Raw genomic sequence first — 17494 nt, 5'->3', positions numbered from 1 at the left:
TTCTGATTTTTAGAAATTAAGATTAACACCAAATGTATAAGTTCTTGGACGAGGCCAAATATTACCATCCACTCCATTATTTTCTGGGTCTAAACCTGAATAGTTAGTTATGGTAAATACATTCTGCATGGAGAATGACAGACGACCAGATAATTTTGTTCCAAAGAATTCATTGAATCGGTAACCTAAAGTGATATTATCCATTTTTAAGAAAGAAGCATTTTCTAAGAAGTAATCAGATTTACTTTGTGTAGAAGAAATAGGTTGTGTGAAACCTGTTTTCAATGCAGTTTCATGGATGTTAGTAAGGAATCCCTGACCACCATATACATTGGCTAATGAATAATTAGTTGCAGCTACATCATTAAAAGCATAGTTTCCTATATTAGCACGTAAGTTAAATCCTAAATCCCAGTTTTTATAAGAGAATGAAGAATTGAAACCCAAGTAAACCTTTGGCATAGGACTCTTTGTTAGGTAACGGTCTGCATCGGTAATTTCTCCATCGCCATTTCTATCCACAAAAGCACCTTCGATAGGATGACCTTTTTCGTCATACACTTGTTGGTACACGTTGAACGTAAATGGAGCATAACCCACCATGTGCTTCTGTACATTGGAACCAGTACCACGACCACCACCACCTACTTCAATACCAGGATAGCTTGCGTTATCACCTTGTACTAGTTTGGTAATCTTACTCTTATTCCATGTTAAGTTGAAACCTAAATCCCAGTTGAAATCTTTTGTTTGAATAGCTACTGCATTCAAGTTGAACTCAACACCTTTATTTTCCATCTTACCAATATTGGTTATCAGACGGTTGGTAAAGTTCGTTCCAGCAGGAACGTTTACAACACCTAAAAGGTCTTTTGTTTTCTTCTTATAATATTCTAAAGAACCATTGATACGATTATTCAGGAATCCAAAATCTAAACCAAGGTTGTATGTATCTGTAGTTTCCCACTTCAAATCCTTATTGTATTTTCCTGGTTTAAGTAGATATTCACCCAAGTACATAGATTCTTGATTGGTACTTTCTTGGTAAGCCGCATAATAAGGATAGAAATCACTACCTAAATCTTGCTGACCAGTAGCACCATAACCTATACGGAGTTTTAAGTTGGAAAGGATATCTTGATTCTTCATAAAGGCTTCTTCTGTGATTGTCCACGCAGCTGCAACTGAGCTAAATGTACCCCAGCGATTGTCTTTATGGAAACGAGAAGAACCATCTCTACGAACAGTACCTGTAAGCAGGTATCTATTTTTAAATACATAGTTTAAACGACCATAGAAAGATACCAAGTAGTTTTCACTAGGATGAGCATAAGAACCTTCTTGTATGTATTCAGTTTCTGCGTCATTTAGAACCCAAGCATCATCTTGCTTTACAGGATATCCAGCCACTACAGGAGAGTAGTTTTTAGTATAATCTTCATAATAGAAATGCTGGTAAGAGTAACCCATCATTGCATTGATACGGCTCTGAATAGCATCTAAATCTTTTTCAAAACTAGTATAGAATTCCAATAGCTGATTTCTACGGAAGTTGTTCCAGTGAGATCTACGACCTACCCCTTTAAATAAGTCATCTTTTTCAGCCATATATGAACCTACCTGAGGACCTTTATCTCCTTTACCACGAGCTACGTCATAACCTAGGTTTAGGTTAAATCTCAACTCTGGTAGTGGATGAAGTTTATAGTCAAACTGAATATTACCAATACTACGTTTGGTTTTACCATTATCAAATTGATCATAAAGAAGCTGAACAGGGTTTACGCCTACTTCACCGTTCACATCGCCATCACCATTTGGGCTAGATGGTTTTGTCCAGTTCCAGTAACCATTATACGCACCCGATTCATTATAAACAGGTTTGGTAGGATCAAAGAAAGCAGCCCCACCTACAACACCTGCATCCACAAAGTCATTATCATTGATCACCCCTTTTAAGTTGATATTTACACTTAAATGATCATCAAAAAACTTTGGATTAACACTCATATCTAGAGTATATCTCTCATATTTAGATCTCTTCAGAGTACCTGCTTCATTGTTATAACCTAAAGAAACACGATAAGGAGTATTAAATGTTGTTCCAGATAAACTCAAGTTATTATCTGTACCAAAAGCTGTACGGAATATTTTATCTTGCCAGTTAGTACTTTGATCTGGGAAAATATTTAAATAATCGTTGATGATTTCCTCATTAGCAGGAGTATTCTTGAAAGCTGTAGTAGCTACCTCTCTGAACTGATTAGCACTTAGCGTTTTTACTTTTTTATAAGGATCATTGATACTAAACGTACCATTATAAGCTACCTTAATCTTATCCTTTCCACCTTTTTTAGTGGTAATCATAATAACACCATTAGATGCTCTTGATCCATAAATAGCTGTTGCTGAAGCATCTTTTAATACAGTAAAAGTTTCAATGTCATTGGGGTTGATACTACCCAAAGCATCTGCCATACCTGGAGCTCCATCATTTGCCAATGGAACACCATCCACTACGATAAGTGGATCATTGCTAGCATTCAGTGATGCACCACTACGGATACGCAGTTTTGATGCTCCACCTGGCTGACCAGATGGTGGTTGTACAAATACACCCGATACTTTACCTTGGATGAGTTCTTGAGGATTGGTAACAGCACCTCTGTTGATTTCATCTGCTTTTACAGAAGTTACAGAACCTGTTAAATCTTCTTTTTTCATAGAACCATAACCTATTACTACTACCTCATCTAGTAATTCGGTATCATCTTGCAGCTTAATCGTTAATGGTTTGGTTGTCGCCATTACTTCTTGAGCTTTATATCCTATAAAGGAAATCACAAGAGTTGAGTTCTTGGGAGCAACTAGTCTGAAGTTACCATTGTAGTCTGTGATGGTACCATCGGCTGTCCCTTTTACAATAATATTGGCACCAGCAATAGGTCCAATTTGATCAATCACACTCCCAGTGACAGTTATTTTGTCACCTTGTTGTGCCTTTACATTAACGCAAGCAATAAAACTTATCAATAGAATTAGACTCGTTTTAAGCCAGCATGTTTTTCTAGTATAACCCATATAAATTAAGTATTATAAGTTAAAATATGCAAAAAGCAACTCTCTTTAAACACGTTACTTTTCTATTACACATTCTTTCAAACGGTAAAGCAAAGTTAATTTTATCAAATGAGAGTTCCTATACCAAGTAAAGATGCAAAGTAAACTTTAGTTGGACACAATTACTTGATAATATGTTTGTTACGCTTTTATATAGGTGCAAAAAAGTAAGGTTTTAGAAGATGATTAGGAGAGTTTAGAGCTCAAATCACCCTCTCCAATGCGGATAATTTGATCTAAAAATTCATCTTTTTCACATTTCGATTTGTTACGAACTTTAAGACGATAGTTGTAAATGGTCTGGGGTGAGTAATGTAAAAACTCAGCTATTTTAACGCTATCATTAATACCCAAACGTACCAATGCAAAGATACGAAGTTCGGGAGTTAAGAGCTCTCCTTCTTTGGGAGTTATCTTTCCTTCATCTGTCATAAGGTCATTAAACTCTTCAACAAAGGAAGGGTATATTTTTAAGAAGATAGAATCAAAGTTCTTATAAAAATCTTTCAATTCATCAGCCACTAAGGTGGAAGAACTTACCATTGAGTTCAGCTGTTTCACCTGACCAGTCTGGATATTCCTTTTAACGAGTAAACGGAAATCTTCTAATTTACTAATGTAAGTAGAGCATATTTTGAATAACTGACCAATGTATTCTTCTTTCACATGATCAGATTCAACTAGTTTTAGATTCACTGATTTCAGTTCATTGTTTACAGATTGTAAATCTTCATTCATAATGCGTTGCTGCTCCCGAATAACAGAAAGCTGCTTCACTTGTTTATAAATATAGAAGATGGAAATAAGTAATACAACAACAAGCACTAAAATGACAATAAGAGAAAACACCAATCGTTGACGTTCTTGTTTCATTTTCAGATCGTACGCCTTATTAATCAAAGGAAGCATCTTAGACACCTCTAAAGTACGCAGACGAGAATTACTGAACACAGCATCTTCCATAGCACACTTCATGTAAATATAAGCTCTATCTATATCACCCTCATTGTATAATAGGGCAGCTAGTCGGTGAAGTGAAATATATTCTTTTACCCCACTTTTTAAATCTTCAATAGCCGATTGTGCCAAATAGATTTTCTCTTTTTCGGCATCACCTAGATAGTGATAGATTTCGGATAGCGTATAGTTTATTAAGGGTGAAGTACTATCATAATTCTTATAGGCTTTATCTGCTACATCAAGTGCATTTTGAAATTCACCCAACATGGTATAATAAGAGCTCAAAACTAAATCATAACTCATATCATTCTGATTGAGCACCTGTAGCAAAGAGTCTTTATAATCAAATAGAAGCTTGTTGTACTTTTTCTTATCTACATCGAGCACAGCATAATCTGCCATTAACATGTACAGAGAATGATATAAATGAAAATAATAAGGCAAATCTAGTTTGTGCCAATTTTCTTGATTCACGTAGGCCAATACTTCGAGCGTTTCTTTATATAACCCTGTAGTGCGATACACTTCAGCCAAGTTCATATATGCCTGAGCTAAGGCATCGGGGGTATTAATCTCACTTGCTAAATCCAGTCTTTTTTCTACAATAGCATAAGCAGAATCAGTCTGATAATTCCCATACATATTAAACATTTGGTCTAAAATAGAGAATTTTTGCTCGGTAGAACCAGCAGATTCTAGCTGCCTCTTCAAACCTCTTAGTTCACTCTCTTTTTGGTCTGAATAGATCTGTCTATTTAAGACCACTTTGTCTAGCTCTAGTAACAAGGAATCGAGCTTATCATTGGCTGTAGCACAAAAAGTGAAGAATAAACAGAAAATAGGAGCTATGTATCTATACATCGGGTAGTATTCTTATTATTTGAAGCTAAGATAGAAAAAATAAAAAAGGAGTAAAAGTGAAAGAATACTTGTTTTCTATTTAGTGTAGAAATATTCAATCTTATCTAAACTAAAATAAAGCTATTCATAAGTAAAGCACATAAGGTGTACAACAATAATAATCTCCCTAAGTAAATGAGAACGTATTACTTAGGGAGAAATTATTAACCAATCAAGGAAAAAAGAGTTTCTCTTAATAATATATTAAAAACGAATACTAATTTTTTTGTTTAAACTACGGATAATCTCACTTCCGTTTTTGTAATCTTGTTTTACCTTAACAAACAACACCATCCACCATATAAAAAATAGGACACTAAATGGTATGTAACTATTCAATACAGACTCTATCCCTTTAATTAACCAAACACCTACGAAAACAATTAATACGAATGAAAACACATAAAAAGTCCAATTAATGATTGAAGATAGAGACCATACTGAACGTATTGATCTACTTTTCATCATTATAAATCTGTTTTAATAGTTAGACTTCTGGATTTATAGCTAGATATTACGAATATCTTTATATTTAGACATTAGCAAGACAACTATACATATATTGACATTACCATATCCAATTTGTTCGGTTGTAAAGAGGGAATAAAGCACTTTCTACCCTAAAGAGTTGCATTTTTAACAATTCACATCATAAAATAAATAAATCCTATTCACATTTGAACACAGATAATAGCCTATAAATTAGTTGCAATTATATATCCTTAAAAAAGATTTATTATCCTTGACCAAAATAAATGGTTTAATTTTTCCCTCATTTTTCGTCAAGCCATACCCTATTACTCTTTTGTCTAGGTATAATGGCAAATGAAAAGTCGAGATTTCATCATTCTTCCTGTTGATGGAGATAAAAGAATATTGATCTTTTTTAAAATCGATTTCTGACGATAAACTGTATTTAACAAGGCACCCAATATAGTCATCGGTTACTTCCAACGCCTCAACTCTTCTATAAAAAAACTTATTATACGGTTTTATATATTCTTGCGTATAGAATTTAGTAGAATCTGGTTCTGGAAAATTTTCAATATCTACATTATAAATTGTATAAAACTTGTCAGGTATTATTTTATCTTCATTATAGGAAGCGTCATATATTTTACCCGAATAACCATCGGTATAAACTACTCTATTTTTATTATAAACTACTAGAGGATTAGTATAATAATATCCCGTCAAACTTTTTTCATGACACGCTTCTAAATCCCCAAATCTCAATAAAACATCTCCATTTTTATCAAAAAGCGTAATATAAGGGTTTTTATAAGTATAAAATAGAGGATTAAAAGGATTTCTCTCCATATCAAACATATAATCTTCAGCTTCAAATTCTATGGGCCATGTCAATTTTCGAGTACCCACTGCTATGCAATTTTTAATCGAAGAGAAATTATAATGTGTATAAAAAAATGATTCTTCAAAAATATTTATATTATAAGAATACATTTCTTCTTTACTATTTGAAACAAGATTTCTATTGATAATTGCTGGTGAATTATAAAATCCAAGATGTTTAACTCCATCTACTTCTTTTTCAATTTCAATGTAAGGTAGTGAATAAGCAATACTTAAGATCTCTCCATCACGCAATTGAGATTCACATGCGATATAAAATACAAAACCTTTCTTTATCTCTTCTTGGAATAATTCGTCAGGAATAGTTATAAACTTTCTTTTTTCAAGGCTGTCAGCTTCTATAAAGCTATTAAAAACAAGAGCATCCTTTTTTTCATCCTTGTGGAATACCATAGCCCCATTTGACAACACATCTGTAAAGATTAAATAATCATTGTCGTACGTTATTTTTCCATATACAGATGATATTAAGAATTCTTTTTCCTCTTGAATATAATGATCTGTATAACTCAATTCTTGATCTCTAACAGGGTAATCTATTTCGTCTTCGTCAATATCTTCATTTTGCTCATAGTTATGTGCATCCATTATACCCTCATAATCAACTAACTCGTTTATAAACTTTTTATCCAACACAATATATTGTCCTCCAGTCATTAAACGGCCTTGACTTAAATTTATTTTAAGAAGATATAAACCAAACATACCATTAGAATTAAAGCTAAAGATATCTTTATATAAATCATTGGTATCATAAAGATAAAAATCAGCATCATAATTGTGCTTGATATTATAGGCTCTTGCTAGTTCAAGATTATCATAGACAGTAATTAATAATAGCTTATTTTTTGAATCATTCTTTTTTAACAACTTTTGAAATGCTGGAATTGCCACTTCACATCGTGGGCAATTCATCGGAGCATAAATAAGGGCATAAACTGTCTCATCTTCTTTAATTGTATCATTAGACAACATAATATATGCCCTTAATAAAGACTCCGTATTTGTTTTTTGCCTAATCTGTAAATCATTCGCTTCCATTTCCTTTATTAAAAAAGAGTTTTGACCAAATGAAAGACAACTAATAAATACAAAGAAAGCAAAGAAGGTCATTCGATTACTCATCATCATTTCTTAAACGCATAGGAATATTTACTTCATTAAAAACACGCCAAGCAGCTTCCTGCAAATTTCCATCAATAAAGTATTTTTCTACTTTTATAATTTGATTCTTTTCATCTCTTATTTCTTCAACCAATAATGATACTTTATCATTAACCTCTTGCAATTGTGAGGAAATAGTACCGCAAACACGAATTGTAGCTCCTTTGCATGGATTGTTTGCACGGTTACTTGCTTTACTTCCATAAAATGTTGACAATTGTAAAGTTTCACTAATCATTTCTGTTTCAACAGGTTGCAACTCTTGGGCTTTAAGATTATACACACTCATAAAGCACAGTAAAAAAATAATTTTTTTCATAGTTTTAAATATTTTAATATACGATAACAACAAAATGTTTTATAAAATTGTTTTATAAAATAAAACAATTTGCTATTTTCTACCCTAAAGAGTTGTATTTTAACACATCGAGTTTGATACGCAATAAACAGACTTAAAAGATAGGAATATATATTCCATATAATAGGATAAATATACCCTCGCTTTTAATTATAAAAATAGAGTTCTAGTTTGACACCGACATGATCTTATCATGACACCGACATGTCATCATCTTGACCTAGTTATAATGCTATTATATATCTGATTTAATGATTTCTCAACCTAAATGTGAAAAGAAGATAATTTGAGTGTATTTTTATCCAAAAATGTATAAATAGTAAAGGCACAAAAAAAGAGGCTATTTTTAGTAATAGTCTCTTTCATTTATATCGTTATAAAGCTTATTGCTTTGAATTTCTTTCTCTTATTTTATGTCCAAAGTTCTTAGTCATTTCTTTTCTACGTTTGTTATCTTTCTTTAATTTTAAGAATAATACCATCCACCAAGCAAAAAATAAAGTGATGAATAACCAGTAATATTCAGTAAAAAAACTCAAGCCATGGGATAAGCCGTAAGCTACCATTCCTAGTAAACTGATGGATAAAAGATAAAATGCTGCATTTATAATAATCGTGGATCTAGAACTCATCTTTTTCATATTTACAACGAATATAGACAATCTATTTGAAGAATAAAGAAAATACAACTTTCTATTTACAAAAAATGTTCTCCGTTGTTTTCTTAATTCCTACTTATTCAAATACAATAGATCGTTCACTTACAGGTTTGAATTCTTTAGCCCCAGCATCACCCGTTGGTCTGCCAAAAGGCATCTGAGCAATCAATCTCCAATTCTCATCAATCCCCCACTCTTTTCTTACACTTTCATCAATCAAAGGATTATAATGTTGTAGATTTACTCCTAAGCCTTTATCTGTCAGCATCGTCCAAATGGCGAATTGGTGCATAGCCGAAGATTGGTCTGCCCATCCAGGGAAATTTGCAGCATAAGCAGGAAATTGTTCCATCAAATTTTTTGTTGCTACATCATCTGCATAAAAAAGGATAGTTCCATATCCTGAGCGAAAACTATTATCAATCTTAGCTTCGGTGTTTTTGAATGCATCAGCAGGTACAATCTCTTTTAAAATACCCTTAGTGATATCCCAGAGTTTTTTATGTTCATCTCCCAGTAATAATACAGTACGTGTAGATTGATTATTAAAAGCTGATGGTACATACTTTACAGCGAAATCTACTAAATCTTTAATTTCTTTATTGGATAGTTCTATTTTGTCATCAATAGAATAGATAGATCTTCTATTCTCAATAGCACTCCAAAGCTTATTTTCAATCATAATATTAATGTTGGTTTTAGTTTATAATAGAACAAGTATATTTCTCCATTGTTCGAGATACAACAACTTAATAATCTTAAAGAATTTACAACAAAAAAGGCTATTCACACCGAATAGCCTTTATAGATAGATTTTCTTTTAAATCTTAGTTTTTCTTGAGGAAGCAAGTCATTAAATAGATAGAAGAACCATCTACTCTGCCCTCAATATGAGTAGGATCATCCTCAGATAGACGAATACCTTTTACTTTGGTACCTCTTTTTACTACCATAGATGAGCCCTTCACCTTTAAATCTTTAATTACAGTTACATCATCTCCGTCTTGTAACTCTGCACCATTGCTATCTAGTACTCTCTCTACAGTTTCTTCAGAACTTTCAGGTTTAGCATTTGTAAACTCATGAAAACAATCGGGACAGATAAATAGCATTCCGTCAAAGTAAGTGTTCCCTAATCCACATTTAGGGCAATTTGGCGTATTTGGCATTATACTAAAAAATTATATTGAATGAATAATGCCCAAAGATAGACCTATTATCAATAGAATACAAACCTTTATATAAAGCACTAGTTTTCAATATTATAATTATTTTAAATCTAAAATAGGAGGAAATGTGTTATACTATATAGAGATAAAATGAGTAAATTATTAGTTGCAAATAAAGTTAACATTATAAGGAAAATATAGAAAAACCAAGGCTAAAACGACTATTTAGTAGCGATTTGCTACTTTAATTCTAAAAAAACAATTAGCTTTGCAAACTTAAACAGTTGGTCGGTTTGTCGCTGGCACTTCGGTGCGAGAGGAAAGTCTGAGCAACACAGAGCATCCCCCTTCCTAACGGGAAGTAGCTTGTGAAGGTTAAGTAACGCAGAAGAAAATAACCGCCTCTTCGGAGGTAAGGGTGAGAAGGTAAGGTAAGAGCTTACCAGCTGTATGGCGACATACGGGCTGTGCGTCTGGGGAGTTGTAAGGTCATGTATACCGACATAAAAAGAGCTGCTCGCTCAACGTCGGAGGGTAGACTGCTCGAGCATAATGGTGACATTATGCCTAGATAAATGACAGACACTTTATATTTATATAAGGTACAGAACTCGGCTTATAGACCAACTGTTTTTATTTTTTATACTTTCCAGTTATTAGTAACCCCAATATGAATAAGAAGATATCAGATTTCCTGCAATTCATTACCGTGGATATTTGGCGAGTAACAGAGAGTGAAGTTACTAAACGTAAATTCTCACTCTACAATATCATTAAAACGATATATGTTACCATCAAACAGTTTGTGGATGATAGAATTGCGGCAAAAGCATCTGCTCTAACCTATAGTACACTACTTGCAATTGTCCCTATGCTTGCTATATTATTTGCCATTGCTCGCGGTTTTGGTTTCGACAAATTAATGGAAACTCAGCTATTTGCTAATTTTGGCGGACAAACAGAAACAACAGAGGCGATACTTACCTTTGTAGATTCTTATTTAGAACATGCCAAAGGGGGAATATTTATTGGTGTGGGTTTGGCTATGTTGCTTTGGACCGTACTCAACCTGATTAATAATATAGAAGTTACATTTAATCATATTTGGCAAGTCAAGAAATCGAGAAATATGTATCGCAAGATTACCGACTACTTTTCGATGTTTCTACTCATGCCTATTCTTATTGTATTCTCTAGTGGGGTAACCCTATTTATGAGTACCGTATTTGCCAAGATGGAAGATTACATCTTGCTAGGTTCACTCTCAAAATTCTTAATTAAGCTCATTCCTTTTGCGATTACTTGGCTGATGTTTACAGGGCTATATGTATTTATGCCCAATACCAACGTAAGGTTTAAACATGCACTTCCAGCAGGTATTCTAGCGGGTACTATTTATCAGTTCTTCCAGTTCTTCTATATAAGTGGTCAGATTTGGGTATCGAAATACAATGCTATTTATGGTAGTTTTGCGGCTCTCCCCCTATTCTTGCTTTGGTTACAAACCTCTTGGACAATATGCTTATTTGGTGTACAGCTAACTTACACTTCGCAAAACATTCGCTTTTTCAGTTTTGATAGGGATACTCGCAATGTAAGTAGAAGATACAGAGATTTTATCTCACTGCTTATTATGTCTTTAATTTGCAAGCGTTTTGAACAGCAAGATAAGCCCTATACAGCAGATGAGATATCTAGCAAGCACCGTATTCCCATCCGCCTTGTGAATAGAACCCTATCTGAACTCCAAGAAATAAAAATGATTCATGAGGTGCTAACTGGAGAAAAAGAACCCGAAATAGGTTACCAACCCTCCATAGATTTAAGTCAGCTCAGTGTTGGTTTATTACTAGAGAGAATAGACCAATTCGGCTCGGAAGATTTCAAGATTGATAAGGAAAAAGAGTTTGGATCTGAATGGGAGGTACTGCTAAGTGCTCGGGAAAAATATCTGAATAGTGCATCAGAGATATTAGTAAAAGATTTATAAAAGATAGATATAAAAAAGGAGGCTGAATACGACATTCAGCCTCCTTTGTACTTATTCTTCATCTAGACCAAGAATTAATAGAACTCTAGTCCAAATTCATTTTTCAATTCATATAATGCTTTATTCTTCTCCGCCATTACTTGAAACTTTTCTGTCTTCGTGAATACTTTGACATTCTCATCGGGTTCACTCACTCGCACATTCAATTGAATAAAGTCGTTTTTCAACTCTCTTCGCATAAAAGCTTCAATATGGGGTTTGATTTCAATATACTCACGAGCCACAAGCTCATTATCAACCACCATCTCAAATGTATGTGGATCGAGGAGTAGCACACGCATACCTTGCATACGCACAGCCAATGCCTTCTGCTCGATAGGCATTTGATTGATATACGACTGCCACTGGTAGTTTAAATCGGCTTCAGTAAAAGCAGTATCCAGTTTTTCGTGTGTGGGCTTAGATGAAGTAGATACTTGTTTTGTACCATTCTTGGCCTCATTTTGTTGCATCAACCTTTTTACAGACACCCCCATTGTCTCACGAGTAACAACAGGTATCTTACGCTTTGCAACTCCTGCACTTTTGAGACGTTCAGCAAGATTTGTATCTTGAATATGTTGGGGTGCTTGAGAAGTAGTTGGTGCTACCACGGGTTTTTCAACCTTTGATTGATGGGAAGATTGTTCTTTTACTTCTACTGCTGTTTTAGCAACATTCTGATGTGTAGAACCAGCCTTTGATGCACTACTTGAAGCTTGTGCCTGAGGTTGTTTATTGAATGCGGGTTTTATTGTTTTATCTTGGCCGCTAGGCCTGCCACCTTCGTTATCCTCTGTCAACTGGGCAACTTGAATCAGAGTTAGTTCAACTAAAAGACGTTTATTCTTACTTGCCTTTAAGTTTAAATCGCAATCATTGCAGAGCTTCATCGCTTTAAATAAGAATGAAGAGCTACATAACTGAGCCTGCTTGCCATATCTTTCACGAATACTTGCACCTACTTGCAATAAAGGAAGAGTTGCAGTGTCTTTGCTAACCAACAAATCCCTAAAGTGACTTGCTAAACCTGTGATAAAGTGACTTCCTTCAAAACCTTTATTTAATATATCGTTGAAAATAAGAAGAGCATCTACTACGTTATTACTCAAAAAAGACTCTGTTAGTTTAAAGTAATAATCATAATCTAGCACATTTAAGTTTTCAATTACTCCTTGATAAGTAATATTACCACGAGTGTAACTAACTGTTTGATCAAATATGGATAAAGCATCACGCATACCTCCATCTGCCTTTAATGCAATAACATTTAGAGCTTCTGGTTCGGCTGTAACACCTTCTTTTTCGGCAACCTTCATCAAATGATTTACAGTATCTTCTACACGAATACGATTGAAGTCGTAAATCTGACAACGAGATAAAATAGTAGGGAGAATCTTATGCTTTTCTGTTGTAGCCAAAATAAATACAGCGTGCATAGGAGGCTCTTCGAGTGTCTTTAAGAAAGCATTAAAAGCCGCAGCTGATAGCATATGGACCTCATCAATAATATAAACTTTATATTTGCCTACTTGAGGAGGAACTCGAACCATCTCTACCAATTGACGAATATCTTCGACAGAGTTATTGGATGCAGCATCCAACTCGTGAATATTAAAAGATCTCTGCTCATTAAAGGCTACACATGATTCACAATTATCGCAAGCCTCACCAGAGGGTGTAGGAGTTAAACAATTAATAGTCTTAGCGAAAATACGTGCACATGTAGTTTTTCCAACCCCTCGTGGTCCGCAAAATAAATAAGCATGAGCTAGTTTATTCGTTGCAATTGCATTTTTCAATGTCGCTGTAAGGGCATCTTGACCTACAACGGTATCAAAGGTAGCTGGACGATATTTTCGGGCTGAAACTAAATAATTTTCCATATCTTGGATGATTTCCTTTTTTGAGTTTAATGCAAATGTACACAAAAAAGTGATAGCCTCCGAGTTAAGATATACAAGATTTCCTACACGATATGCTCTTTTCTACAAGATATTATTTTATCTTTGCCGTATAGGCATTAGGATTATTAATATGGGCAGTTTTTTATCATTTTGGTCGGACCTTGGTAAGCATAAAATATGGATTTTGTGCATATTATTTGGGTTGCATATTATTTTTATTGATGAAAATAATATTCTCAAACGTATTGAGGCCAGAAAAGAAATTATCGAACTTAAGAAAGAGATTGAAAAATACAACAAAGAGTATGAAACTAGTACTAAAATGCTAGAAGATCTGACTTCTAATCCTGAGTTTTTAGAAAATATAGCTCGAGAACGCTATTTCATGAAGAAACCCGACGAAGATATTTACGTATTCGAAGATTAAATGAAGAAATTTATCACACCTCTATTTTACATAGGCAACTTATTGGCTATTATTGGAATAGCTATCAACACAAAATATGAATTTGGTCCTTACTTTACCGTTATAGGTGGTACTATGGCAGCTTTAGCTCAACTAAACTCCCCTTATAAAGGAGGAAATAAAAACATCAAAAGACTTTTGCGTCAACAAACTTTTGCTAGTATTTTCTTTATAGCTTCGGGAGCTTCAATGCTTTATTTACATAATAACGAATGGATTATGTTTGCCAGTATTGCTGCTGTATTATACTTATATACTGCTTTTCGTATTCCTATTGAAGAGAAAAAAGAAAATCAAAAATAAGTAGATTAAAGATACTTTCTGAAAGGTTTAAGCATGCTTAAGCCTTTTTTTATTTCTCTAAAACACAACCTCTTAAAGAGAAAATATTTGAAGAAAAAATAACAATAGCCATAGATTGACTTTTGTACCCATATCTTTGTGGCATGGCATTAACAACAGAACAACTACTTACACTATCCAAGCTCGAAGGATTAGGAAAAGTTACTTTAACCGCCCTTCAAGATTACGGCTTTCTGAAGAAGGTATCAATTGATACCTCAAGAGAGCTACTCGACTTTTATGTGCACTGCAAAACCAAAAAGTTGTTTCGATTATCAAAGATTTACACACTCCATGAGGTGCAAGAAGCACATGAGCAAGCTCAGATTATATTAGAACGTTCTCAAAGATTAAACATTCGGTGTATCAGCAAGTATGAATCTTCATATCCCGTACCTTTACGCTCATTAACTCATCAGGGCAAAGACGATGCTCCCTGTTTGTTGTTTTACAAAGGAGACCTTACCCAGCTCAAAGACAGAACAGGTATTGCTGTAGTTGGAACACAAAAACCTACTCAAGAAGGAATTAAAACAGCACAATATATTGCTAGTTATTTAGCAGAAAGAGGAATAAACATTGTCAGCGGACTAGCTGATGGCTGCGATACCTATGCACATATAGGAGCACTAAACCAAAAAGGAATTACTACGGCTGTACTTGCTCATGGCTTAGAAAAAGTGTATCCCTATAAGAATAGTTCTTTGGCAGATAGAATACTAGCAAGTGGAGGTGTTGTTTTATCGGAATACCCCATAGGAGAAAAACTAGTAAAAAGTAACTTTATACAAAGAGACAGAATACAAGCTGGGCTATCAGCAGGCACTATTGTTATTCAATCGTCAAAGAATAGTGGTTCTCGATACGCTGTTTTCTCTTCCTATGAAAACAATCGCCCCGTTTGGGCTGTAAATTTTAAAAATCCAGAATTATTGAATAGCCCTGAGGTTCAAGGAAACATCAGCTTAATCAAAGATATGTATGCCAAGCCTCTGAGTAGCTCTCAATTAAGCCAAGTTTTAAGTTTAGTACCATAATAAGAAGTTCAAAACAGCTTAAACTCTCTTTATCGCTTATCTGCAATTAAGGGATAAGCAATACTCGATTATTCCTTTTCATTTCTTCTTGAAGAGTTAGGATTAAGGAATCTGCCCTACCCGATACATAGCCTGTTAATTCATCATTTACTACTTGATGCACCAACTCACTTCCTCGATAAGCCTTGACTGAGCCATGGGGAGAACCAATTTCTACTGGGATATTGGCGTAACCCTGCTTTGCACCTAAAACAGCAATCACCACAGCTTGAATCTCTCTAAAAAATCGCAATTCTCTTCCTAAGAAAGAATACGTATCAAAGAAGCTTGAGGTTTGCAAGGTAGTCCAAATGGCTAATCCCATCGTCTTCATAATGTTCTTTTCGGGTGTTTCACTCGTATTTGGTTTTAGCATATGGATATTCCCTTCATAGGCATATTCAACATAAGCAGACAATTCGGATGAATAGTTGCGAGATAACCATATCAATTCATTCTCTGTAAAAAGCTCATCTAGCAGAATTTTATGAATTAAATAAGCCACTACCACACTACTACCTACCACCTGAGGAGAATTGTGTGTAAGCCTACATAGTTTTTCGGCATTCTGAACCACTGTATCCATAGACTGATAATCCCATAACCCCGCAAAAACAGAACGACACAATACAAAATCATAAAACACCAAGTTCTTATGAGTTTCATCGAAATCTGCCTTCGCTACGTCAATAGGATTTTGGACATATCCAGAAGAAAATACAAGATTGCTAATCGGTAATCCATCGAGAGCCTCTTCACCTTTAAATTGCTGAATAACAGTGGTAAGATCTGTAATAGTTAATTGTTTAGAAGAGCATACTTGCTCTATCCAAGCACAAAGCATATCCACATTTACTGCCCACTTCACTTCTTCAGAGTTGTTTTTGGATGGTATAGGGGTTCTATCACTGAAAGTTTCACCCATCAACATTCCTTGCAATGCTCCTCTTACCCGATCCTCAAATTGTGTCATCAGATTTCTTTGAAGGTCTTGAATTTCTTGTATAATCTCTTTTCTTGTTTTCATTCTATCTCATGTAAAAAACATTTCTTAAATGACTCAAAGATAAAACAGAATAGCATCTAAATAGTTTTCAGCAATAAAGTAAGAAAAGGATGTCCCTTTTTTTGTTACTAACAAAATACCCTTCTCAGCTGCATAGAACAAAGGAATTAGGATATTAATGCTGAGTCCTATGATCATCATGACACCGACATGATGATACGATGTCGGTGTTATGATGATGCGATGTCGGTGTTAAAGAAAAATCTATTCTTCTTAAAAATGTTTTCAAATAAAATGCACTTCATAATTTATAGAGTTATTTCGTTTTGTTTTGTTTAGTTTATTAATAGCGACACTTTGTGCGTCAGGTTGTGAGACACTTTGTGGGACACTTTGTGCGTCAAGAATAGCTCTTTTCTGACGCACAAACGTTTTTACACCTCAAGTTTTATTTTTATTTTGTCTCATACTATTTCTCATTTTAAGATTCAAAGTACCTCTTTCTCCGCAATAAATACTGATACTTAGTCAGTTAAAGCATAAGCACCCAATTTTACACCCAAAAATGTAAAGTTGGGTTTTTTATTTTAGGTTATAAAAAATCTAATGGACTTGGTGTCGATTTCTTATCTATATCTGTAATATGAGTGTAAATCATGGTTGTTCTAATATCACTATGTCCTAATAATTCTTGTACAACCCGAATGTCAATTCCGCTTTTTATTAAATGTGTGGCGTACGAATGACGCAAAGTATGCACACTGCCTTTTGTTGCAATATTGGCTTTTTTCATTGACTTTTTCAAAACTAACTGAACACTTCTTTCGCTGTATTGCTCATCATTAGTTCCTTCGAATAAAAATATTTTGGGTTTATATTCAATATAATATTCTCGCAACAAACTTAATAACTTATCAGGTAAAGCTACCAGCCTATCTTTATTCCCTTTGCTTTGTTGTATTAA

The 17494-nt window shown here is 34.2% G+C and carries 15 protein-coding genes and 1 other RNA gene; 5 read left to right on the top strand and 11 right to left on the bottom strand.

The annotated features are described in order from the left end of the window. Window positions 1-9: 9 nt before the first annotated feature. The 8 genes from K8V80_RS03680 to K8V80_RS03645 all read right to left on the bottom strand — a co-directional run bounded on the left by K8V80_RS03680 (window position 10) and on the right by K8V80_RS03645 (window position 9704). The gene (locus tag K8V80_RS03680) at window positions 10-3081 is read right to left on the bottom strand and encodes a SusC/RagA family TonB-linked outer membrane protein (RefSeq protein WP_276775528.1); all 3072 of its coding nucleotides are present in this window, start codon (window positions 3079-3081) and stop codon (window positions 10-12) included. 225 nt (window positions 3082-3306) lie between these two features. Then, on the bottom strand, window positions 3307-4941 hold the full coding sequence (locus K8V80_RS03675) for a DUF6377 domain-containing protein (RefSeq protein ID WP_276775526.1): 1635 nt from the start codon (window positions 4939-4941) through the stop codon (window positions 3307-3309). 243 nt (window positions 4942-5184) lie between these two features. Further along, window positions 5185-5448, bottom strand: coding sequence for a hypothetical protein (locus K8V80_RS03670; protein ID WP_006744693.1), 264 nt, complete (start codon window positions 5446-5448; stop codon window positions 5185-5187). Between the two features lie 234 nt (window positions 5449-5682). After that, on the bottom strand, window positions 5683-7395 hold the full coding sequence (locus K8V80_RS03665) for a hypothetical protein (protein ID WP_006744692.1): 1713 nt from the start codon (window positions 7393-7395) through the stop codon (window positions 5683-5685). A gap of 76 nt (window positions 7396-7471) precedes the next feature. After that, entirely contained in the window at window positions 7472-7837 is a 366-nt protein-coding gene (locus tag K8V80_RS03660; protein WP_276775523.1) for a hypothetical protein, read from the bottom strand. Between the two features lie 422 nt (window positions 7838-8259). Further along, the gene (locus tag K8V80_RS03655; protein ID WP_006744690.1) at window positions 8260-8508 is read right to left on the bottom strand and encodes a hypothetical protein; all 249 of its coding nucleotides are present in this window, start codon (window positions 8506-8508) and stop codon (window positions 8260-8262) included. A gap of 103 nt (window positions 8509-8611) precedes the next feature. After that, window positions 8612-9217, bottom strand: coding sequence for a nitroreductase family protein (locus K8V80_RS03650; protein WP_276775521.1), 606 nt, complete (start codon window positions 9215-9217; stop codon window positions 8612-8614). A gap of 145 nt (window positions 9218-9362) precedes the next feature. Next, complete coding sequence (locus K8V80_RS03645) at window positions 9363-9704, bottom strand: zinc ribbon domain-containing protein YjdM (RefSeq protein ID WP_006744688.1); 342 nt, start codon at window positions 9702-9704, stop codon at window positions 9363-9365. Between the two features lie 280 nt (window positions 9705-9984). On the opposite strand from K8V80_RS03645, the gene rnpB reads away from it, so the two are divergent. Both rnpB and K8V80_RS03635 read left to right on the top strand, forming a co-directional pair. Then, an RNA gene (gene rnpB / locus K8V80_RS03640) (RNase P RNA component class A) lies at window positions 9985-10339 on the top strand. A 35-nt stretch (window positions 10340-10374) separates the two neighbouring features. Continuing rightward, entirely contained in the window at window positions 10375-11694 is a 1320-nt protein-coding gene (locus K8V80_RS03635) for a YihY/virulence factor BrkB family protein (RefSeq protein WP_276775518.1), read from the top strand. Window positions 11695-11768: 74 nt separating this feature from the next. On the opposite strand, the gene K8V80_RS03630 is transcribed toward K8V80_RS03635, so the two are convergent. Continuing rightward, the gene (locus K8V80_RS03630; protein WP_276775517.1) at window positions 11769-13619 is read right to left on the bottom strand and encodes a DNA polymerase III subunit gamma/tau; all 1851 of its coding nucleotides are present in this window, start codon (window positions 13617-13619) and stop codon (window positions 11769-11771) included. A 151-nt stretch (window positions 13620-13770) separates the two neighbouring features. Here K8V80_RS03630 and K8V80_RS03625 point away from each other — a divergent pair, with 151 nt between their 5' ends. From K8V80_RS03625 to K8V80_RS03615, 3 genes are all read left to right on the top strand, one after another. Then, window positions 13771-14067 carry an FtsB family cell division protein gene (locus K8V80_RS03625; RefSeq protein WP_006744685.1) on the top strand — a complete coding sequence of 99 codons (297 nt, stop codon included), beginning with the start codon at window positions 13771-13773 and terminating at the stop codon, window positions 14065-14067. Next, the gene (locus tag K8V80_RS03620; RefSeq protein WP_006744684.1) at window positions 14068-14409 is read left to right on the top strand and encodes a hypothetical protein; all 342 of its coding nucleotides are present in this window, start codon (window positions 14068-14070) and stop codon (window positions 14407-14409) included. A 143-nt stretch (window positions 14410-14552) separates the two neighbouring features. Then, window positions 14553-15485 carry a DNA-processing protein DprA gene (locus K8V80_RS03615; protein ID WP_006744683.1) on the top strand — a complete coding sequence of 311 codons (933 nt, stop codon included), beginning with the start codon at window positions 14553-14555 and terminating at the stop codon, window positions 15483-15485. A 46-nt stretch (window positions 15486-15531) separates the two neighbouring features. Here the strand turns inward: K8V80_RS03615 and K8V80_RS03610 are convergent, their stop codons facing one another. Then, complete coding sequence (locus tag K8V80_RS03610) at window positions 15532-16551, bottom strand: ADP-ribosylglycohydrolase family protein (protein WP_276775514.1); 1020 nt, start codon at window positions 16549-16551, stop codon at window positions 15532-15534. A 571-nt stretch (window positions 16552-17122) separates the two neighbouring features. Then, the coding region (locus tag K8V80_RS03605) for a tyrosine-type recombinase/integrase (RefSeq protein ID WP_276775512.1) at window positions 17123-17494 on the bottom strand (372 nt) is incomplete at its 5' end.

It is taken from the genome of Bacteroides coprosuis (assembly GCF_020741705.1).
Lineage (GTDB): Bacteria > Bacteroidota > Bacteroidia > Bacteroidales > Bacteroidaceae > Bacteroides_E > Bacteroides_E coprosuis.
Note: the sequence above shows the minus strand (reverse complement) of the source record. Positions and strands in the feature narration are given on the sequence as shown.